This is a genomic window from Novosphingobium rosa NBRC 15208 (assembly GCF_001598555.1).
Classification (GTDB): Bacteria; Pseudomonadota; Alphaproteobacteria; order Sphingomonadales; family Sphingomonadaceae; genus Novosphingobium; species Novosphingobium rosa.
In genome coordinates this window covers 104,726-123,789 of sequence record NZ_BCZE01000001.1, presented here as the reverse complement: position 1 = coordinate 123,789, position 19,064 = coordinate 104,726, and the positions used below count along the sequence as shown (strand labels likewise).

Here is a 19,064-nt window from a genome sequence, read left to right as displayed (position 1 = left end):
GAGGCCGCGATGGCCGCTCTCGACATCGCCGCGCTGGAGGCGCAAGCCCGTGGCCGCCTCGATCCGGCCATCTACGACTATGTTGCGGGCGGCGCGGGCGAGGAATGGACGTTGCAGGCCAATGAGCGCGCCTATCGCGCCTACAGCCTTGCGCCCCGCGTGTTGAGAGGCGCGGGCGTGCCCGATCTGACGGGCGGTTTGCTGGGCCAGCCGATGTCGATGCCTTTGGTGATCGCGCCTACGGCCTTCCACCGCCTCGCCCATGCCGATGGCGAGAGCGGCACGGCATGGGCGGCGGCGAAGGCGGGCATTCCGATGATCCTCAGCCTTGCCGCCACCGAGGCGATTGAAGCGGTCGCGGTGGCTTCGGGCGTGTGCCCTTGGTTTCAGCTCTATATCCAGCCCGACCTTGGCTTGACCGAAACTCTGATCCGCCGCGCCGAGGCCGCCGGATGCCCGGCGCTGGTGGTGACGGTGGATTCCCCTGTTTTCGGGCGCAGGAAGCGGGATCAGGTTCATGATTTCACCGATCTGCCATCCGGCTTTGCCTGCGAGAACATGCGGGAAGCCCCCGGTGCGCCGCCGCGTCAGATCGCCTTTTCGCCCACGCTTTCATGGCACGATATCGAATGGCTGCGGGCACGCACGGGGCTGCCGATATTGCTCAAAGGCATCATGCATCCACACGATGCGCGGCTCGCCATCGAGCATGGGGTGGATGGGATTTACGTTTCCAACCATGGCGGGCGGCAGCTGGATGGCGTGGCGCCGACGCTCAGCCTGCTGCCCGCCATCGCGCAGGAGGTCGCGGGGCAGGTGCCCATCGTCTTTGACGGTGGGATCAGGCGAGCCGCCGATATCGTGAAAGCGCTGGCGCTGGGGGCCGATGTTGTGGCCATCGGGCGCCCGGTGATCTGGGCTCTGGCGGCGGGCGGCGCGGCGGGTGTGGCGGCTCTGCTGGACGCTTTGCAGGACGATCTGAGGCACACGTTGACACTGTGCGGCTGTGGTTCGCCTGCCGATCTCGATCCCTCGCTGCTGCTGCGGGAAGCGTGGTCATGATCTGGCTGGGCCTTGCCCTGCTGCTGATCGGCCTGCCCTATTGGCTGCCGCCCGCCATCATTCGCCTGCGCGGCTGGGTGTTTACGCGGGTCAATGGTGAGGAAGGCATCGCCGTGCCCGGGCCTCTGGTGCCGGTCAGCCAGTTTCGCGCGCTTTATGCTCATCCCGCGGCCAGTGGACGCAGCAAGGGGGCGGCTCTGTCGGATCTGTTCTGGTACTGGCTCTCGCCCGGGGCCGATGTTCACCAGGAGCATCTGGAACCGGGCCAGCGCTATGAGGATGTGGCGGAGGCGACGCGGCGCTTCCTCGCCATGCGCAAGGACAAGGCTGGCGATCTGGCGGCGCGCTCGATGCGGCAGGTGCTGGATGAGGGGCGGGACGATCTGCATCTGATCCGCCTGCGCGATCTGATGATGCCGGTCTGGGCGAGTTTCTACCACGAACTGGTGTTCGGCAAGCCTTGCCCGCCCGCGGTGCGCGACCTGATCGTGGGCCATGCCGACGATGTGGTCACCGCCCTCAAGGGATCGGGCCTGCGCCATATGCGCCGCCGTGAAGCCCTGACCGCATGGCTGGAACAGCGCCTGCGGGAGGGCGCGCTGATCGGTCGCCTGCCGGTGACGCTGACGCTGAAGGAGCAGGCGCTTTATCTGCAAGGTGTGTTCTTCAACACCGCCGTGGTGCAAATGTCGGAAGCGATGACGCATCTGATGCTGGCGCTGGCGCGGCATCCTGCGGTGCAGGCGCGGGTGCTGTCCGGGCTGGACGATGACCGCCTGCTGGACCGCGTGATCGCCGAAACCTTGAGGCAATTCCCGCTGTTCGGCATCGCCCATCGCATCACGCAGGCGCCCATCGATGTGGCGGGCCGGACACTGCCCACAGGGTCGGTGCTGTGCTTCAACTATGCCGATTACCAGCGCAGCGGCTTTATCGACCCCGACCGTTTCGATCCTGATCGCTGGGAAGGGATCGCCGGGCATAACCAGACCTATATTCCTTTCGGCGTGAACGAGAACCGGCCTTGCCCGGCCCATGCCATCGCGCTGGTCACCATGCGCTCCGCTGCCCGCGCTCTGCTGGAGCGCTTTCGCTGCGAGAGTTCGGTGAGCCATACGCGCCCGATCCCGCATCGCGGGCCTTGCATTCTGGTGCCTCGCGCCCGGCCGGTTCCGGCGCGCGCGGTGGGGCTGCTGCTGGCATGGCTGCGTATCCGCGACCATTGGGAGGATGTGGGGCGGGGCATGAAGCAGCTGGTTCTGGGCACCATCATGGTGCTTCACGCAAGGCGCGAGGGCCTTGCCACACACCATTTCGAGGGGGCGCAGCGCTGTCCCTTCCATCAGGCACATCCCGCAGGAGAAACCCGATGCGCGCCATCCCCCTGAGCGATCTTCTGGCCCGTTGCGCCGCCGCTTTTCCGCAAGGGGCGTTAAGCGCCGGGGATGCCACAGGGTTGCAGGCATGGTGGTGCGATGCGCTGGACCGCGCCGCTCCCCTCGCTGCGAGGTTGCAGGATGAACCGGTGGAGCGCTGGACACAGTTGGTGCTCGATCACCCCGCGCATCGTCATGGCTGGTATCATCTGCTGGCCGATCGTGTATCGGTGGAGGAATTCGCCGGTTTTATGCTGGAAAACAGGCATTTTCCGGCTTTCCTTCCGTTGGCCGCCCGGGCGCTGGAGGTGCAGTTTCTGCAGACCGCCCGCGATGCGCTTCAACGCAACATTGCGGATGAGCAGCATCCCGTCCCTCACGCCGATCTGATGCGCCGCCTGATGATGGCGCTGAAGGCGCGGGCCGGCGATGGTCTGCGCCTTGAAGATTATCCCGAACTCGCCGAGCGCACGCTGATCTTCTACCATGGCTTCTACCGCGCCCCATGGGCGCTTGTCGGCGCGCTTTACATGACCGAGGCGGTCGCGCTTTACCGGCTTGCCGGGATGAACAGGGGCCTTCGCCGCCTTGGCTTCGACGATCACGACAGGGAATTCGTCGACCTCCATATGACCTGCGACGAGGACCACGCCCGCGAATGGATCGAGGAGGTGATCGCCCCCGCAATCGCCGCCAATCCCGCGCTGAAGGCGGCGATTGCGCGGGGGCTGGCGGTCGCGCTCTATACGTCAGAACGCTATCTGGACAGGCTGGTCGCCCGCGCGGCGCCGGTCGGGGCAGGGGCGTAAGACGTGGCATATCCTGCGCCAGTCATGCCCGAACGTGAGGTTGGGGCGCACTGATATCGAGGCCAGACAAGCGTTCCAATGCAGCATCACGCGCCGTCTCGCGGCTTCCCTTGAGAAACATCTGTTCCATAGCAGCGGCACGGCAGCAGGGATTTTGGAGTGGCATGCCCGTGTTGCTACGCGGGGTGCGAGCGCAGATGGCGAAATTTCTGCCCGATCTGGGTGCCGCAGCAGCGCCCTCTTTCGTTACGGCCTGTAAGTCATCGTGACGCGATAATAGATTGATGTATCGATAATTTTATCGGTATTGCGCATGCATTCCGGAACAGCGAGGCGTGAAGCCTCAAGCTGGGCGTACTGGCGCCGCATGCCGCCTCCCTTGCACATGACCAAGCTGAATACAGATGTTCCAGCCTGTGCGGCAACCGTCACAAGGTTGAAATACAAACGTTCCATTTGGGGCTGCGAATCGACGGGAGGAGACCTTCCCGCAACCGGTCGCCATGAGGGATACATATGCTCGCCCATCGTCACGTCAGCCGCCTGTTACCGACCTCCACCGCGCTTGCGCTGGCGCTCTGTGCCATGCCCGCCGCCGCGCATGCTGCAGAGCCTGCCGCCCCGGCCGCCGCCGCAGCCGATGCCGATCAGGGCCTGACCGATATCGTCGTCACCGCCGAAAAGCGCCCCGAGAGCCTGCAGAAGACGCCGATCTCGATCTCGGTGCTCAAGGCTGACGATCTGGCCAACCGCCATGTTACCTCGCTGCTCGATCTGGGCGACGGGGCGATCCCCTCGCTGCGCGTCGCGCCCTTCTTCGCGCGTCCTTCGGCGCTGATCCTCAACATTCGCGGCATCGGCGTGCTGTCGGACAGCAACCAGCCCGCCCGCGACCAGGGCGTGGGCATCTACATCGACGGCGTCTATATGGGCCGCGCCCAAGGTCTCGGCACCGCCATGTTCGATGTGGACAGCATCGAGGTGCTCAAAGGCCCGCAGGGCACGCTCTTCGGCCGCAACACCGAAGGCGGCGCGGTGAGCATCACCACCAAGAAGCCCAGCGGCAAATTCGCGATGAACACCACGGTGGGCGCGGGCAATTACGGCAGCTACAAGGCCGAAACCCACATCGATCTGCCCGAATTCCACAATGTCAGCGTGAAGGTCGATGGCGTGATCGCCCATCGCGACGGGCTGGTGAAGAACCCGCTGGCCGGCGCTTCGGATTTCGGCGCCTATGACAAGCGCGGCCTGCATGCCGAGGCCCTGTGGAAGCCTGCGCCCAACTTCAGCGCCGATTATTCCTATGACACCTCCTATGATGCCTCCACCTCGGCCTATGTGCAGGCGCTTTCGGCGGGCTCTCTGGCCCGCGCGCCCGATCAGCCGCTGCAGCCCAGGCGTGCCTCGGTCGCCACGGTGGGCGTGCCGGAACTGCCCAGCGTGGGCAAGACCAGCGGCCATCGCCTGACGCTGGACTGGCAGGTGCAGCCGCATCTGACGCTCAAATCGATCAGTGCCTATCGCGAACTGACCCAGTCGCAGTATGACAATGGCTCGGCCAATCTCTCGGTCTACAGCCCCAGCGGTACCTTCAGCCGCGCCAGCCTTGCCCAGTTCCGCCAGAATCAGGCCAGCGAAGAGCTGCAGATCATCGGCGAGACGCCCCGCCTGAAATTCGCCGCCGGCGCCCTGTTCTACGAAGAGCGCGTGCAGGACAATGCGCAGGCCCCCAACACCATGCAGTGGAACGCGAATGGCACGTCGGCCACGGTGCTGTCGGTTGATTACAACACCGTCACCATCGACCGCGCCAGCCATGTGAAGACCGACAGCTACGGCGCCTATGCCCAGGCGACCTACACGCCCGCCGTCGCGGGTGACATTCTGCATGTGACCGGTGGTCTGCGTTACAGCAATGACAAGAAGGTGGGCCAGCTCTTCACCATCAACGGCGCCACGCCGGTCAGCGTGTCGGGCGTGGTGGCGCCGGTCAATCTCAATGCCTCATGGTCGCGGGTCGATCCGATGATCAATCTGGCGGTGGATGCCACGCGCGACGTGCATCTCTATGGCAAGTGGAGCACGGGCTACAAGTCGGGCGGGGCCAATTCGCGCTCGCTGACCTATGCGCCCTTCAATCCCGAAACCGTCTCCATGTTCGAGATCGGCGCCAAGACCGAGTTCTGGAACCACCGCGCGCGCTTCAATCTGGCGGGCTATGTCGGCACCTACAAGAATGTGCAGGTCGATTTCTCGGCCAGCTATCTGCAATATGTGAATGGCGTGCTGCAGAACAGCAACCGCACCACGCTGGAAACCACCAATGCGCCCGGCACCGGCCATCTGCGCGGCGTGGAAGCGGAGCTGACGCTCAACCCGCTGCCGGGGCTGACGCTGAATGCCAGCTATGCCTACAACCATGTCGACATTCCCAACACCGCCAACCCCTATCCGGTGGTGTCGGGCGGCGTTTCGGTCATCAATTCCACGCCGGTGAAGATCTATCCGGTCTACACGCCCACCCAGTCGGCCAGCGGCTCGCTGGATTATGAGATGCCGCTGCGGGGCGCGAAGCTGCGCCTGCATCTCGACGCCAATTACGACAATGGCTTCTATGTCAGCGCCAACGATCCGGCGCCCGCCATCCAGCCCAAGGGCGATCCCAGCTTTATCATGAACGGTCGTCTGGCGTTGGCCGATATCGCCATGGCGGGCAGCGGTGCGCGGCTGACGATCTCGGCCTGGGCGCGCAATCTGCTCAATGAGCAGCATGTCTTCTACAAGGCCTACAGCCAGTATCTGGGCACCTATGGCATGTTCAATGAGGCGCGCACCTACGGCCTTGAAGCCAACGTCAAGTTCTGAAATCCTTCGCTGAGGAGATGATCCATGATCTATCGTAATGCTTTGACGCTGCTGGGCGCGCTGGCGCTGGTTGCTTCGCCCGCGCTGGCGCCTCAGGCGCTGGCCCAGCCCGCTGCCAAGGTGGAGAGCGCCGCGCATCAGCGCCTGCTGCCGCTGCAGGGCGGGCGCAATTTCCGCGATCTGGGCGGTTATCGCACGCAGGACGGGCGCACCGTCAAATGGGGCGTGCTGTTCCGCTCGGGCGCGATGGCCGGGCTGACGCCTGCCGATTACACCTATCTCGAAAAGCGCGGTATCCGTGTGGTCTGCGATTTCCGCGACACCGGCGAGCGCGCCGCCGAGCCGGTGAACTGGCCCGCCGCCCACGCCCCCAAGGTGCTGAGCGACGACTACCATCTCGACATGGCGCAGAGCCTGCCCAAGGGCGACATGGCCCATTGGACGGCGGAAGAGGGCCGCGCCGCCATGGCCACCAGCTATCCGATGATGCTGACCCAGTTCAACGGCCAGTTCCGCCGCATGTTCGGCGAATTGCTGGCGCATCGCGTGCCGCTGGCTTTCAACTGCACGGCGGGCAAGGACCGTACCGGCATCGCCGCGGCGCTGGTGCTGACATCGCTGGGCGTGCCGCGCGAGACGGTGATCGAGGATTATCTGCTCACCAACCGTTATCTGGATGGCAGCAAGATGATGCATGCCGGCACCAGGACCAACAACCCCAGCCTTGCCGCCATGGCCAAGATGCCGCCCGAGGTGCTGCGCGCCATGATGGCCGCCGATCGCAGCTATATCGAAGCGGCCTTCAAGGTGATCGACCAGCACCCCGGCGGCGCGGACGGCTATCTGCGCGACGAGATGGGCCTGTCGAAGGCCGATCTGACGCGCCTGCGCAGCATGTACACGCAGTAAGGTTCCGGCGGCGGCAGGTCTTTCAGCCTGCCGCCGTACCCTGTCACGCGTGGGCCGGCGCCACTTCCGCCCCGAACAGCTCGCGATCCAGATTGTGCAGATCGCCCGGCTGGAAATATTTGTGCATCCACAGATCCGTGGTGCCCAGATACCAGTGGACCGCTTGAGCCGCCGCCGCCTTGGCCGGCCCAGCGGGCGCATCGGTGCCTGATGCCTTGGCGTTCTTCGAATAGGCGTCGAGAAAGTCGAAATGATCGACCAGCGCCAGCGCCTCGATGGCGAAGGCGGTGGCGATGTCGGTGTCGGCGATGGCGATCAGATTGTCGCCATTCTGATGCTCACCGCCCTCGGCCAGATTGGAAGAGCCGCAATAGACCACCGCATCGGGGCGATTGAAGCCGCAGACCACGAATTTGTGATGGACCTGATGTTCGCGGATGGGCGGCACCTGATCGAAGGGCGCGGGCAGATCGGTGGTGCCCGGCTTGCCGGTGACCAGCACGCCGTGATCCTGCCCCAGCGGATAGAGCGTCACACCCTCGGGCGCGTCGGAGATGCCGTAGCTGAAGATGCCCGGCACGGCATGCAGTGCGTTGAGGCATTGATAGACCACATCCTTGGCCTCATTCAGCGCCATCACGGCGAACAGCACCGAAGCCTGCCCGGCTGGCGCATCCTTCTCAGCATTCACCCGCGTCACCAGATCGTCTAAAATCGCCTGCGCCGTATCCTGCGTATGCGGCGAGAAACGGATCACGCTTTTGGGCGTCTCGCTTGCCGATGTGGTGAACGTACCCGTTGACCAGTTCGAGGCGATAAAGGCAGCGGCTTTCACATCCTGATCCCAGCTGGCATCGAACACGCCCTTGTACCAGCCCGCCACCTCCCGGTCATCGTACACCAGCACATGGTTGGAATTGACGTAAAGTCCGTTCACCGAAAAATTGGTCGAGCCTGTCAGCACTTTCAGCGGTCCGCTGGCATCGCTGACCACCAGCACCTTGTCATGGGCATAGCGGGCGAAATGGCCGCGCTTGATGACCTGGGCATCGCCCGCCGCCCTGGCGATCAGCGCCTCGGCCTGATCCTCTGGCTTGCTGCCGTCTGCGGCGTGGTGAAGCGCGGCATTGTCCAGAATGATCCGCAGCTTGCCCGGCTTGGCGGCCAGGCGGACCAGCGCATTGATAAAATCCGGTTCGGTCAGATCATAGGCGAAGACATCCAGCGTCAACCCCTCGGTCGTTTCCACCGCCTGCAGCAGATCGAAGACCAGATCGCGCGCAGTAAAGCCCAGCCACTGATAGGCCTGAGCAAAGCTATAGGGCTCTCCATCCAGAGGCCCCGTGCCTGCCTGAGCCGACGTATCGAAGATCAGCTCATGCCCGGCGGGACGCAGCAGCGCATCCTTGCCGAAGCGATGCACAAAGGCCTCCGACTGCACGAAACCGCGCGTAAAGCCCAGCGCCAGATTGCCCTTGCGGAACGGCCCGACCTGCACATCCACCCGCGCCGTCCGCGCATGATCGAGCGGCAGCATATGCTGGTTCTCATCGAAAAAGCGCGGCGTCACCTCATAGAGGTAGTTGCCCGCCATGGGCGTATCGCCCTGATGGATCACGCCCGGAACATGCACCCAGCGGAATTTGTGAATGGGGGCGTTGGCCGTCGATTGCGGCGGCTCGCCATCCACCTGCGCATGATTTTCGGGATGTTCGTAGACCAGGCTGTTCCAGAGATAGTGGCTTTTGCCATCGGGCGTCGAATAGCGGATGGTAAAACCGGCCAGCCCCTGCGCCGCCTGCTGCGCGGTGAAGTTGAAAGCCAGCAGCGTCTTGAAATCGCCCGCATAGGCCTTCAGGCTGAAATCACCCACACGGGTTTCGATGACATTGGTTTCGATATTGGCCATCATACGCCTCCACAGTCTCCGGCAGGCAGCATCCCCCTCTTGTGTGTCGCGATAAAGACAGGGGGCGAGCCCATCGGCCCGCCCCCCATCGCTCAAACGGCCTGAGCCCAGAGCACCGCATCGGCACCCGCGGGCTGGCGCATCGGGCTGGCCGGATCGGTGGCGGCCAGCCAGACGGCCTCGGCCACGTCGGAGGCATGGGTCACCGGATCGGTCGAAGTCTGCCACTGTTCGAAAATTCCGGCCACCATCTCGCCATAGGGTTGGGGGAAGTCCATGCCCATGCGGGCGCGGGCATTGTCGCCAAAGGCCGTATCGGGCGCGCGTCCCGGCAGCACGATGCGCGCACGGATGCCGAAGGGTTCCAGCTCCAGCGCGAGGCTTTCGGTGAAGGCGTTCACCGCCGCCTTGCTGGCCGTATAGACCGAAAGCAGATGCAGCGGACGCAGCGTCACCGTGGAGGTGACATTGACGATCACGCCCGAACCGCGCTCGCGCATCTGCGGCAGCACCGCCTTGACCATGGCGATGGTGCCCAGCGTGTTGGTCTCGAAGACCTCGCGGGCCTTTTCGATGGAGGTGCCCTCCACCGCATTGAGCAGCCCGACGCCCGCATTGTTGACCAGCACATCGATCGGCCCGGCATCCTTGATGGTCCGGGCAATGCTGTCGGCATCGGTGACATCGAGCGGCAGGATATGCAGCCGGTCGGAAGCGGGGAACAGATCGTGACGCGGCGTGCGCATGGTGGCGATGACATGCCAGCCGCGATCGAGAAAGAGTTGAGCCGTGGCGAGGCCAAAGCCCGACGAGCAACCGGTGATCAAGACAGTGTTCATGGATAGCTCCTGTTTGGGGGGCAGGCCAGAGGTAGGATTGCCTTGTCGGACGTGCTATAGCCGGAAATCCGGCAAGCATGTGTGAAAGTCCGAAATGTCCGATCCCTTATCGTCAGACCCCTTGGCGCATGTCGTCAGCCTGCTGGCGCCCAGCGCGGGCTGGTCCAAGCTGGTGACAGGGGCCGGGGCATGGCGCGTCCATCGCTCAGAGGAGGGGCGGCCCTTCTATGCCGCTGTGCTGGACGGCGCCTGCCGCCTTGCTCTGGCCGGGCAGGAGGAGCTGGTGCTGGAGCAGGGCGATTTCGTGCTGGTGCCCGCCGCCTGCGATTTCGCCACCTCCAGCCTGACGCCGCCGCCCCGCGATGCGCCCTTGCTCCATGCCGAGGTTGGCCCCGGCATGTTCTGGCTGGGCCCGCGCGAGGCCCAGCCCAATGTGCGCATGCTGGTGGGCCATTGCAGCTTCGGCTCGGATGACACGGCTTTGCTGGTCTCTCTGCTGCCACGCGTGGTGCATATCCGGGGCGAGGGGCGGCTGACGCGGATCGTCGAACTGCTCAATGAGGAAACCCATGCCCGGCGCCCGGCGCGCGATGTGATCCTCTCGCATCTGCTGCAGGTGCTGCTGATCGAGGCCCTGCGCGCCACCACCGGCCCCGCCGCGCCGCCGGGCCTGCTGCGCGGTCTGGCGGATGAGCGGCTCTGTGCCGCCTTGCGCTGCATGCATGGCGATCCCACCCGCGCGTGGAGCGTCAAGGAACTGGCGAAAGAGGCGGGCCTCTCCCGCTCGACCTTCTTCGACCGTTTCCGCGCCGAGGTGGGGGTGGCGCCCATCGAATATCTCACCGGCTGGCGCATGGCGCTGGCCCGCGATCTGCTGCGCCAGACCGGGCTGGGTCTGGCAAGGATCGCGCAGCAGGTGGGGTATGGCTCGGCCAGCGCCTTCAGCGTGGCCTTCACCCGCCATTTCGGGCTTTCGCCCTTTCTCTATGCCGGGCGGGCAAGGGGCGAGGGCGCTCCCGGCTGAGCCCCCCGGCGGCAGGATATACTCCGCCGCCGGAACGCCAAAGGATCAGGCGATGGCCATGCCGCCCGCCAGAAAGTCCATCTTGCCCAGCGGCACGCCCTTCATGCGCAGCAGCGCATAGGCCATGGTGACGTGGAAGAAGAAGTTGGGCAGCGCGAAATCGGTGACATAGCTCTGGCCGGTAAAGGGGATCTCGCCCTGAGGCAGCTTGAGCACCACCTGTGCCGTCTCACGGCCCTCGTAACCGGCGGGATCGACGGCTTCGAGATAGGCGATGGTCTTGGCCACACGCTCGCGCAGCTGGGCCAGCGAGGCCTCTTCATCCGCCATGGCCGAAGGCTCGGCCTGCCCCACGCGCACCGCCGCGAAACGGGCCGTGTCCGAAGCGATCTGCACCTGCTTGGCCAGCGGCAGCATGTCCGCGATCAGCCGCGCGTTGAACAGCTCTTCTTCCGCGATGTCGCTGTCGGCGGCCTTGGCCAGCACATGGTCAAGGTTTTTGAAGGCGCGGATGAAGGTGGGTACAGTCATGGCATAAAGATCGGGCATGGACATGTCCTTGATGAGGCCGCCTGACGTCAGGTGGGCGCTGCGCAAGATGGGCATGGCCGGGGCTTTGTGAAGGCCCTTTTGCGATGAAATTTATCCCGCTAAATCAGAGCGATTTACCGGGTGTACCGCTCGCAGGCGGTCTGCGCGAAAAGCGCCGGGGCCCCGCGCCCGATATAGACATTCTGATCGAGCCATTGGCGTTCGGCTTCCACCTCTTCCTCGGGGATGGTCTTCCACCAGAAGCGCAGGGTGCCGTCCCAGCGGTAGGCCCGCGCTTTCAGCGCATCCTTGGCCTCGAAAGGCGCGTCCACCGCATTGACCCGCCAGCTCGGGCGCGCGGAGGCCGCCATCAGCCGGGCCATGATCGTCCCGCCATCCGCCGCCTGATGGGCCAGCAGATAGATCAGCGCCAGAATGTCGTTCTCGGCGCGATGGCCCTCATAGAACCAGCCGCATTGCGAGACGAGATGGCCCAGCGCGCGCCCGTCGAAGCCCAGCTCCAGCCAGTCCAGCTCCGCCATCGAGCAGGCCCATGGCCTTCCCGCCGTGGCAGGCAGGCGGCGGTCGACAAAGGGCCGGTCGAAAGCCGCATTATGAGCGACGATGATGTCCGCCGAGGCGAGGATATCGGCGGCCGCCCCCTCATCGATGGCGTGCCCGGCCAGGTCTTCGTCCGTCAGCCCGGTCAGCCTGGTGATCCGCGGATCGAGCGGCATCCCCGGATCCTCGCGCCATACCCTGGCCTTGCCCAGTTGCGTAACGCGTCCCAGAGCGTCGAACCGAAAACGCTGCACGGCCAGTTCGATGATCCGGTCCTGTTCATGATCCAGCCCCGTCGTCTCGACATCGACGGCCACGCCGACCCGCATCTCGCCCTGCGCCGGCCCCTTGTGGAGCCAGTCCACGGCTTGCAGGCGGCGCAGCACCCGGAAGTCCGGATGGGCGTCAAGCAGATCGGCGGCGTGATCGAGCGTTGCGACAGGAGCGTTCATTTGGCCGCGGCTGATAGCTCTTGGCGGGCTTGTGGGAAAGCCTGAAGCGGTGATCGTCCGCGTGGTAAGGGGAAAAGAAAATGGAAGGGGGTTATCCCCTTGCGCTCCCATCACGTCTTCCGACGAAGTTGCCAGCAGGGCTCGACCGGCGGCCAGAGCGATTGCCAAACCATCGCCCGGCCTTTCGCGCCTCTCGCGATGCGCTTTACGCCAAGCGCCATGAACGGCAAAATCCGCCTTTGAAAGAAAATGATAGGGCTTGGATTGGAACCCGATTTATGCGGTAAAGGGTCACGATGCTTGCCTGCTGGATGCCGGAATGACCATGAACACCATCGATGGCGCCGATCTGATCGCCCCGCGCGAAACACTGGCCTATCATGACAGCCAGTCGATCGACCTGCCTCGCGCCATCGCTCCGCTGGAGGCGTGGAACCTGATGATGGCTCAGCCGCAACCGATCCTGAAATGGGCATTTCGGGTGCGCGATGCGATTTCGGCGCGGTTCGGGGTCAAGCGGATCGGCGGCTTTTCCGGGCGACGCCGTGACAGGGTGACGGTGGGGGACCGGCTCGACTTCTTCCTTGTCGAAGGTGCAAGCCCTGACCTCCTGCTGCTGACCGAGCGCGACCGCCATCTCGATGTCATGACCGCCATTCGCACCACGGGCGCGCGGCTGACCATCACGTCATCGGTGGTGGTGCACAATTGGTTCGGGCGGGCCTATATGTTGCCGGTCGGCCCGGCGCATCGGGTGATTGTGCGCATCATGCTGGCCCGCCTGCGCAAGGGCATGCGCACCGCAAATCCCTAGCTGACCCTCAGCCAGAGCGCGGAGGCATCGTCGCTCGGCTTGAAGCGGGGATAGCGTGAGGAGGTGGCGTCATCGCGCTCGACGGCGCGCAACTCCTCGATCAGCCCGGCGAGACCGCGCCGGGGCAGGGCCGCGAATATGGTGTGTGGATCGTAGAGCGCATAGCTGTCCAGCAGAGCCGAGAAACCGTCGGACATCAGCAGCAATTCGTCGCCCTTGCTCACCGGCACGCTGCGATAGGAAGCGGCCTCGCGCGAGGCTTGCGCATCCACCCCCAGCACGCGCCGCTTCGGCCTGCCGCGCACCGCCCGCTGATCGGCCAGCACGGCCGGCGAGCGCAAGCCGCCTGCGGTTGCGCCCACCCCGAGCGCCGCAGCCGCCGCTTGCTCCCGCCGCCGATCCGGCTCGGGGGTGACGAAGGACACGCCGCTCTCGCAGCGCAGCAGGACGGAGCAATCGGCGGCATGGGCGCAGGTCAGCCTGTCGTCCTCCAGCGCCACGGCCGCAAAGGCGGCGCTGGGAAGCTCCCATGTGCCGACGGGCTCACGCTGTTTTTCCCGTTGATAGGCCTGCGCCACGGCATCGAAGATATCACCGCACAGATCGGCCAGGGCGCCTGAAGCCTGCGCAAAGCTGCGATCGGCCACCGCCGCCAGCCATGCCGCGCCGCCACGCCCGCCCAGCAGGCCGGGCTCGCCCAGATCGGTGGCGCCGTCGATCACCCAGGCATGGCGGTCCGCGCAGCCGAGGCGATCGTCATTCGCCGCTTCGGCCTTGCCTGAAACGCTGGCCATCTGGATAAGGTCGAGATGCAAGGCGCTGTTCCCTCATTGCCGGATCGCTTCGGGCTTCCTATCAGATTGTGCCTGTTATTCCACCACCTTGGCCATCACCCTGGATGACCGCTCAGCCCGGGAAACGCACATATGACGCAACAATGCCGTATCGCTCTGGCGGGTCTGGGCGGCGTGGGGCGTGCCACCGCGCAGCTGCTTCTGTCGCGCCGCGCGCAGTATCGGGCGCGCTATGGCGTGGATGTGCTTCTGGTCGCCGCCTGCGGATCACGGGCCGGGGTGATGGATGCTGCCGGGCTGGAGCCGGACCGGCTCGACCATCTGGAGGAAGGCCTGACCGGTGCCGACTTCATCGCCGCCAGCGAGGCCGATGTGCTGATTGAGGCGGGCCCCAGCGATTTTCGCACCGGCGGCCCGGGCCTGCCCTATCTGCGCGAGGCGCTTGCGGCGGGGCGCGACGCCATTGTCATTTCCAAAGGCGCGCTGGTGTTTGACGGGCGCGCCTTGCGCGATCTGGCCGGGTCTTCAGGATCGCTGCTCAAGCTGAGCGGGGCCACGGCTGCGGCTCTGCCCACCATCGATCTGCTGAACCACAATCTGATCGGCTGCCGCGTGCTGGGGATCGAGGGCATTCTCAACGCCACCACCAATTTCTTGCTCGATGCGATGATCCATCGCGGCCTTGGTTTCGCCGAGGCGCTCAGGCAGGCGCAGGCCGCCGGTTTCGCCGAAAGCGATCCGCGCAACGATGTTGAAGGTTGGGACACCGCCTGCAAGCTGCTGATCCTGGCCAATTTCGGCCTTGGCGCCGATCTGGCCATCGCGGATATGGCGGTCACGGGCATCGACAAACTGGGCGAGGATCAACTGCGCGATTGGCGCGACCAGGGGTTGGCGCCCAAGCTGATCGGGCGGCTGTGGCGCGAGGGGGAGGGCTTCAAGGCCAGCGTCGGCGTTCATGCCTATCCGCCCAGCGATCCTTTCGCTCTGGTGGCGGGCAAGAACAAGGCGATCCGCATCGCCACCGATCTGATGGGTGAGGTGGTGGCCATGGGCTGCGGCTCCGAACCCATGGCGACAGCGGCAGCGGCGCTGAAGGATTTCGAGCATATTCTGGCGATCCGCAGCGGCCACGCGAAACCCTATGGACATTTGCCTTTGGTGGGCGGCAATTCTTCATCATAGTCGGACCCATCGGCCTTGACGAGCGTTCACCCACCATGAAATCCATGCGCTATCGCCTTGAGAACGGCGGCTTTCTGATATTTCTCACGCTGGTCAGCCTGGGGCTCGGGCTGATCCTTTCGGCCTTTACCGGCGCCTTGCTCTGGGCGGTGCTGGGGGCCCTGTTGTTCCAGCCCCTGTTCCAGAAACTGCTCCGGCGCTGGCCGGGGCGGCGCAATCTGGCGGCGGGGCTGACGATGCTGATCATCACCGTGGCCGTGGTCATTCCAGCGCTGATCCTCACCAGCCTGGTGGTGGAGCAGGCGGCGGATGTCTATGGCCAGATGCGCAGCGGGCAGATCAATGTCGCGGTCTATTTCGCGCAGCTTCACGATGCCTTGCCGCAGCGCCTGCAACAGCTGCTCGATTCCTCGGGCTTCGGCAGCTTCGAACATGCCGAGGCACGCGTGGCCGAAGCCATCAACAACAGCGTCAGCATGATCGCGCGGCAGGCGCTGTCGATCGGCGCCAATGCGGCGAGCTTTCTGCTGGCCTGCGGCGTCGGCCTCTATGTGATGTATTTCCTGCTGCGCGATGGTGATCGCATCGGCCCGGCGGTGCTGCGCGGCCTGCCGATCGAAGCCCCCATCGCCGCAAGGCTGGCGGAGAAATTCATTACGGTGGTGCGCGCCACCATCAAGGGCACGGGGCTGGTGGCGCTGGCTCAGGGCGGGCTCGGCGCGATCACCTTCTGGATCGTGGGGCTGCCCGCCGCGCTGCTGTGGGGCATGCTGATGGTGATTGGCGCGCTGCTGCCCGCCATCGGGCCGGCCATCGTCTGGGTGCCGGTGGCGCTCTATCTGCTGGCGACGGGGGCGATCTGGCAGGCGGTGGTGGTGGTGCTTTCGGGCGTGGTGGTGATCGGTCTGGCCGACAACATCCTGCGCCCCATTCTGGTGGGGCGGGACACCGGCATTCCCGACTGGCTGGTGCTGGTCACCACGCTGGGCGGCATCGATCTGATGGGGATCAGCGGCATCGTGGTGGGCCCGCTTGTCGCCGCGCTGTTCCTGACGGGGTGGGAGATCCTGACCCTGCAACGCGCCGCCAGAGCCGAAACCGGCTGACGGCTTGCTTTGGCGCCAAGGCTGGGGCAGGGCGGGCGTCAAGCGAAGAAAGGAAACCCAGACCCATGTCCCTGCAAGATCAGCAAGATCATTTTGCGCATTGCATTCAGGTGTTTGGCGGAATTGCGGCTTCCTCGCGCCGCCTCGGCATCGATGAACGGGCCCTGCGCCGCTTTATCAATGGCGAGCGCCCGCTGAGCGCCAGCCTGCTGGAAGACACCGCCGCCGCCCTGCGCACCGTGATCGCCGAGGCGACAGCGGCGGAAGCCCGGCTCAGCGCGGCGCTGGCGGCTGCTCCCAGGGATTGAGCGGCGACAGGCCGGGGCGGCTTAATGCTCCGCCCCGGTATCGCGCTTGGTCTTTTTCAGGTGATGGACGCTGCGCCACACCACGAAGATGACCACCGGGATCAGTAGCGCATCGGTGATCTCGGGCAGATGCAGGCCCAGGTGGCTCAGCGCTTCCTCCATATGATGGAGCAGGTTGAGCGCATAATAGCTGATCGCGAAGACGGAGAGGCCCTCCACCGTATGCTGCAGCCGCAGTTGCAGCCCGGTGCGCCGGTCCATGGAGGCGAGCAGATCGCGGTTGCGCCGCGCCAGCGCCGTATCGACGCGGGTGCGCAGCAGATCGCTGGCCCATGCGGCCTGGCGGGACAGATCGTCGATGCGGCGGCTGAAGGCCTCGCAGCTGCGCATGGCGGGCAGCAGGCGCCTTTCGGTGAAATCGTCGAAGGAGCGATAGCCCTCCACCGGTGACACGGCCAGACGGCGCATGCGGTCGATGCAGATTTCCGAATAGGCGCGCGTGGCGCTCATGCGGTAGCGCGTGGAGGCTGCGATCTGCGCCAGCGAGGCGCTGAGCGCGGTCAGCTGATCCAAAATCTGGCCATCATCCGTATCGGCCTGCGCCACCTGCATGGTGATGGCGGTCAGTTCCTTTTCCAGCGCGGTGATGGCGGGGGTGGCGGCTTGTGCCTCGGGCAGGCCCAGCAGCGCCATCTTGCGGTAATTGCCCAGCTCCAGCACGCGTTGCAGCAGCTGCGATGCATCGATGCCGCTCATGCCGCGATCATGGATCAGCAAGCGGCCGAAACCATCGGGATGCAGGCGAAAATCGCTCCACAGGCGGGCCTTGCCATGCGCCGCATCCGAGATGATCAGATCGTCGGCGGCGAAATGGGAGCGGATCACCGCCGCCGAGGGTTCCTGCGCGATCAGGCTGATATGGCTGGAGCGGATGATGCGCCCCGGCAGGGCATTGGCCCAATCCGCAATCTCCGCGAAGGGGGCCAGATCGAAGAGTTCGCCCTGATGGCCGGGAGCGATAAAGGTGTAGGTCATGAATTCCGCATGGCGTTCCCAGGCGAAACTCAGGGCTCCCAGAGGGCGGGTGAGGAAGCGGATATCCTCGTCGAGTGGCGGGCCGTCCTTGGCGAAACGCCGGGCCAGCAGCGCCAGACTTTCGCGCGCATCCTGCGGGCCGGTGAGCATCACCAGCTGCAACACCCGCGCCGGAGCGACCACATGCGGCATCTTGCGCACATGCATCTCGGTGGAGAGCGAGGCGCGCAAGGGGTGGTCCTGCTCGGGATGCAGGAAGGACAGGCTGGGGCCTTCGTGGCGCAGCGGCAGGGTGGAAGCCGCCGGATCGGGCCCTTCGCTCATGATGATCTGCAACCTCGTACGCGGATTGGAAAACAGGCTCTTGAACGAGCCGGTAGCACAATCCGCGTGCGGGCGGGAAGACGCAGCTATGGAATTTGGCGGTCAGGGCATGGCGGCGACGATCTTGTCATACTCCTTGCGGCTGATCTCGATCATCGAGCCGTGGCGCAAGCCAGCAGGCATGGAGTAGCGGTCCCACTCGGCGACATTGCTGTTGCCGGAAACCTGAAACCAGGGGCCCGTCAGGCGCGGCGCCATCGAGAGGCCATAGCTCGCCCCGGCATACTGCTCGTACCAGAGCAGCCAGTCCTTTCCGTTGGGGGCGCGGATGATGGTGGGCGCCTCGCGGAAATTGGGGCTGAGCGAGGGGCCGGGGAGGGGATAGGGGCCCAGCAGCGTGGGCGCGCAGGTGATGCGCACCGTCTTGCCGGTGGTCCAGGCGTAGGAGGGATAGCGCTCGTCCTTCAGGATGGCGCAATAGCCCGGGGCGGCATCGTTGGGTCGCACGATGGTGTCGATGGTGGCCATCTCCCAGGGGAAGAGGCGCTTGGGCTTTTCGGCGAAGGTCTTCAAATCCTTCGACTGCACATAGAGCGTGCGCTGGCTGCCCCAATAGCGTTCGGGGTCTTCGGGCACGCCCTCCACGGTGGGGGTGTGCCATGTCAGCAGGAACTGGCCCGAGGGCTGATCAAAGAACAGTTTGGGCGCGCCGATGCGCTGCAGGGCATGGGGCATCCCGGCGATGGTCTTGAGATCGGGCTGATAGGTGCCGAAGGGTTTCCAGCTGATCAGATCATCCGAGACCCAGAAGCGGATCAGCGGATCGTCGTCACCCTTGTTGCCGACCAGATAATAGCGCCCGTCAGGCCCCTTCGCGATGGAGGCATGGCCGTGGTAATCGGCGGAGACCGGCTTGCCGCCATTGATTTGGCGCCAGTGCAGCCCGTCGAGGCTGACCGAGTAATACAGCGTGCCGTAATGCTCGCGGTTCATATGGGCGAAGAGATAGGCCTTGGCCGGGTCGACATAGGGCGCTTCATGCGCGCCTGCGGGAACGTTGCCGGGGCCGGCTTCCTGGGCTGCAAGAGCGCCCGGGAGAAGAAGCGTCGACAGGACGGCTGCCGCCGTGATGCGGGTTCTGGTCATCTGTATCTCCTG

18 protein-coding genes are annotated in these 19,064 nt (G+C 65.1%); 10 read left to right on the top strand and 8 right to left on the bottom strand.

Annotated elements, in window-relative coordinates; all coding sequences use genetic code 11:
- The first annotated feature begins 9 nt into the window (after positions 1-9).
- The 3 genes from SR3_RS00510 to SR3_RS00500 are packed head-to-tail and all read left to right on the top strand — an operon-like array spanning position 10 to position 3,247.
- Positions 10-1,062 carry an alpha-hydroxy acid oxidase gene (locus SR3_RS00510; protein ID WP_068079540.1) on the top strand — a complete coding sequence of 351 codons (1,053 nt, stop codon included), beginning with the start codon at positions 10-12 and terminating at the stop codon, positions 1,060-1,062.
- The gene (locus SR3_RS00505; RefSeq protein WP_068079538.1) at positions 1,059-2,450 is read left to right on the top strand and encodes a cytochrome P450; all 1,392 of its coding nucleotides are present in this window, start codon (positions 1,059-1,061) and stop codon (positions 2,448-2,450) included. Before SR3_RS00510 ends, SR3_RS00505 begins: the two co-directional genes overlap by 4 nt.
- The gene (locus SR3_RS00500; RefSeq protein WP_068079536.1) at positions 2,432-3,247 is read left to right on the top strand and encodes an iron-containing redox enzyme family protein; all 816 of its coding nucleotides are present in this window, start codon (positions 2,432-2,434) and stop codon (positions 3,245-3,247) included. Before SR3_RS00505 ends, SR3_RS00500 begins: the two co-directional genes overlap by 19 nt.
- A gap of 246 nt (positions 3,248-3,493) precedes the next feature.
- Here SR3_RS00500 and SR3_RS31040 read toward each other — a convergent pair whose 3' ends face one another.
- Complete coding sequence (locus SR3_RS31040; RefSeq protein ID WP_157098551.1) at positions 3,494-3,703, bottom strand: hypothetical protein; 210 nt, start codon at positions 3,701-3,703, stop codon at positions 3,494-3,496.
- A 60-nt stretch (positions 3,704-3,763) separates the two neighbouring features.
- Between SR3_RS31040 and SR3_RS00495 the strand changes: the two genes are divergently transcribed.
- Both SR3_RS00495 and SR3_RS00490 read left to right on the top strand, forming a co-directional pair.
- Entirely contained in the window at positions 3,764-6,115 is a 2,352-nt protein-coding gene (locus tag SR3_RS00495) for a TonB-dependent receptor (protein WP_068079535.1), read from the top strand.
- Between the two features lie 24 nt (positions 6,116-6,139).
- Positions 6,140-7,024 carry a tyrosine-protein phosphatase gene (locus SR3_RS00490; protein ID WP_068079533.1) on the top strand — a complete coding sequence of 295 codons (885 nt, stop codon included), beginning with the start codon at positions 6,140-6,142 and terminating at the stop codon, positions 7,022-7,024.
- Positions 7,025-7,067: 43 nt separating this feature from the next.
- Here SR3_RS00490 and SR3_RS00485 read toward each other — a convergent pair whose 3' ends face one another.
- Both SR3_RS00485 and SR3_RS00480 read right to left on the bottom strand, forming a co-directional pair.
- Entirely contained in the window at positions 7,068-8,933 is a 1,866-nt protein-coding gene (locus tag SR3_RS00485; RefSeq protein ID WP_068079884.1) for a phospholipase D-like domain-containing protein, read from the bottom strand.
- Between the two features lie 92 nt (positions 8,934-9,025).
- Positions 9,026-9,772 (bottom strand): SDR family oxidoreductase, encoded by a 747-nt coding sequence (locus SR3_RS00480; protein ID WP_068079531.1) that lies wholly within the window; start codon positions 9,770-9,772, stop codon positions 9,026-9,028.
- A gap of 94 nt (positions 9,773-9,866) precedes the next feature.
- Here SR3_RS00480 and SR3_RS00475 point away from each other — a divergent pair, with 94 nt between their 5' ends.
- Complete coding sequence (locus tag SR3_RS00475) at positions 9,867-10,796, top strand: AraC family transcriptional regulator (protein ID WP_068079529.1); 930 nt, start codon at positions 9,867-9,869, stop codon at positions 10,794-10,796.
- Positions 10,797-10,841: 45 nt separating this feature from the next.
- Here the strand turns inward: SR3_RS00475 and SR3_RS00470 are convergent, their stop codons facing one another.
- Positions 10,842-11,345, bottom strand: a complete 504-nt coding sequence (locus tag SR3_RS00470; protein ID WP_245653663.1) for a DUF1993 domain-containing protein — start codon at positions 11,343-11,345, stop codon at positions 10,842-10,844.
- Between the two features lie 116 nt (positions 11,346-11,461).
- Positions 11,462-12,340: a 3'-5' exonuclease gene (locus tag SR3_RS00465; RefSeq protein WP_068079525.1), complete on the bottom strand. Its 879-nt coding sequence runs from the start codon at positions 12,338-12,340 to the stop codon at positions 11,462-11,464.
- 319 nt (positions 12,341-12,659) lie between these two features.
- On the opposite strand from SR3_RS00465, the gene SR3_RS00460 reads away from it, so the two are divergent.
- On the top strand, positions 12,660-13,154 hold the full coding sequence (locus SR3_RS00460; RefSeq protein WP_157098550.1) for a DUF2867 domain-containing protein: 495 nt from the start codon (positions 12,660-12,662) through the stop codon (positions 13,152-13,154).
- Here the strand turns inward: SR3_RS00460 and SR3_RS00455 are convergent.
- A complete protein-coding gene (locus SR3_RS00455) occupies positions 13,151-13,969 on the bottom strand; it encodes a protein phosphatase 2C domain-containing protein (RefSeq protein ID WP_068079523.1) in 819 nt (272 codons plus the stop codon). The genes SR3_RS00460 and SR3_RS00455 overlap by 4 nt on opposite strands.
- Before the next feature lie 111 nt (positions 13,970-14,080).
- Here SR3_RS00455 and SR3_RS00450 point away from each other — a divergent pair, with 111 nt between their 5' ends.
- From SR3_RS00450 to SR3_RS00440, 3 genes are all read left to right on the top strand, one after another.
- Positions 14,081-15,133, top strand: coding sequence for a homoserine dehydrogenase (locus SR3_RS00450; protein WP_068079521.1), 1,053 nt, complete (start codon positions 14,081-14,083; stop codon positions 15,131-15,133).
- Positions 15,134-15,177: 44 nt separating this feature from the next.
- A complete protein-coding gene (locus tag SR3_RS00445; RefSeq protein WP_407668125.1) occupies positions 15,178-16,239 on the top strand; it encodes an AI-2E family transporter in 1,062 nt (353 codons plus the stop codon).
- 65 nt (positions 16,240-16,304) lie between these two features.
- The gene (locus tag SR3_RS00440; RefSeq protein ID WP_068079514.1) at positions 16,305-16,547 is read left to right on the top strand and encodes a hypothetical protein; all 243 of its coding nucleotides are present in this window, start codon (positions 16,305-16,307) and stop codon (positions 16,545-16,547) included.
- A gap of 21 nt (positions 16,548-16,568) precedes the next feature.
- On the opposite strand, the gene SR3_RS00435 is transcribed toward SR3_RS00440, so the two are convergent.
- The gene (locus tag SR3_RS00435) at positions 16,569-17,906 is read right to left on the bottom strand and encodes a DUF3422 domain-containing protein (protein WP_084454810.1); all 1,338 of its coding nucleotides are present in this window, start codon (positions 17,904-17,906) and stop codon (positions 16,569-16,571) included.
- A gap of 102 nt (positions 17,907-18,008) precedes the next feature.
- A complete protein-coding gene (locus SR3_RS00430) occupies positions 18,009-19,052 on the bottom strand; it encodes a glycoside hydrolase family protein (protein WP_068079513.1) in 1,044 nt (347 codons plus the stop codon).
- Positions 19,053-19,064 lie beyond the last annotated feature (12 nt).

Excerpts from the sequence above, each read along its gene's own strand:
- SR3_RS00510 (WP_068079540.1), top strand. The coding sequence starts at position 10 with ATGGCCGCTCTCGACATCGCCGCGCTGGAGGCGCAAGCCCGTGGCCGC.
- SR3_RS00505 (WP_068079538.1), top strand. The coding sequence starts at position 1,059 with ATGATCTGGCTGGGCCTTGCCCTGCTGCTGATCGGCCTGCCCTATTGG.
- SR3_RS00500 (WP_068079536.1), top strand. The coding sequence starts at position 2,432 with ATGCGCGCCATCCCCCTGAGCGATCTTCTGGCCCGTTGCGCCGCCGCT.
- SR3_RS31040 (WP_157098551.1), bottom strand. The coding sequence starts at position 3,703 with ATGGAACGTTTGTATTTCAACCTTGTGACGGTTGCCGCACAGGCTGGA.
- SR3_RS00495 (WP_068079535.1), top strand. The coding sequence starts at position 3,764 with ATGCTCGCCCATCGTCACGTCAGCCGCCTGTTACCGACCTCCACCGCG.
- SR3_RS00490 (WP_068079533.1), top strand. The coding sequence starts at position 6,140 with ATGATCTATCGTAATGCTTTGACGCTGCTGGGCGCGCTGGCGCTGGTT.
- SR3_RS00485 (WP_068079884.1), bottom strand. The coding sequence starts at position 8,933 with ATGGCCAATATCGAAACCAATGTCATCGAAACCCGTGTGGGTGATTTC.
- SR3_RS00480 (WP_068079531.1), bottom strand. The coding sequence starts at position 9,772 with ATGAACACTGTCTTGATCACCGGTTGCTCGTCGGGCTTTGGCCTCGCC.
- SR3_RS00475 (WP_068079529.1), top strand. The coding sequence starts at position 9,867 with ATGTCCGATCCCTTATCGTCAGACCCCTTGGCGCATGTCGTCAGCCTG.
- SR3_RS00470 (WP_245653663.1), bottom strand. The coding sequence starts at position 11,345 with ATGCCCGATCTTTATGCCATGACTGTACCCACCTTCATCCGCGCCTTC.
- SR3_RS00465 (WP_068079525.1), bottom strand. The coding sequence starts at position 12,340 with ATGAACGCTCCTGTCGCAACGCTCGATCACGCCGCCGATCTGCTTGAC.
- SR3_RS00460 (WP_157098550.1), top strand. The coding sequence starts at position 12,660 with ATGACCATGAACACCATCGATGGCGCCGATCTGATCGCCCCGCGCGAA.
- SR3_RS00450 (WP_068079521.1), top strand. The coding sequence starts at position 14,081 with ATGACGCAACAATGCCGTATCGCTCTGGCGGGTCTGGGCGGCGTGGGG.
- SR3_RS00445 (WP_407668125.1), top strand. The coding sequence starts at position 15,178 with ATGCGCTATCGCCTTGAGAACGGCGGCTTTCTGATATTTCTCACGCTG.
- SR3_RS00440 (WP_068079514.1), top strand. The coding sequence starts at position 16,305 with ATGTCCCTGCAAGATCAGCAAGATCATTTTGCGCATTGCATTCAGGTG.
- SR3_RS00435 (WP_084454810.1), bottom strand. The coding sequence starts at position 17,906 with ATGAGCGAAGGGCCCGATCCGGCGGCTTCCACCCTGCCGCTGCGCCAC.
- SR3_RS00430 (WP_068079513.1), bottom strand. The coding sequence starts at position 19,052 with ATGACCAGAACCCGCATCACGGCGGCAGCCGTCCTGTCGACGCTTCTT.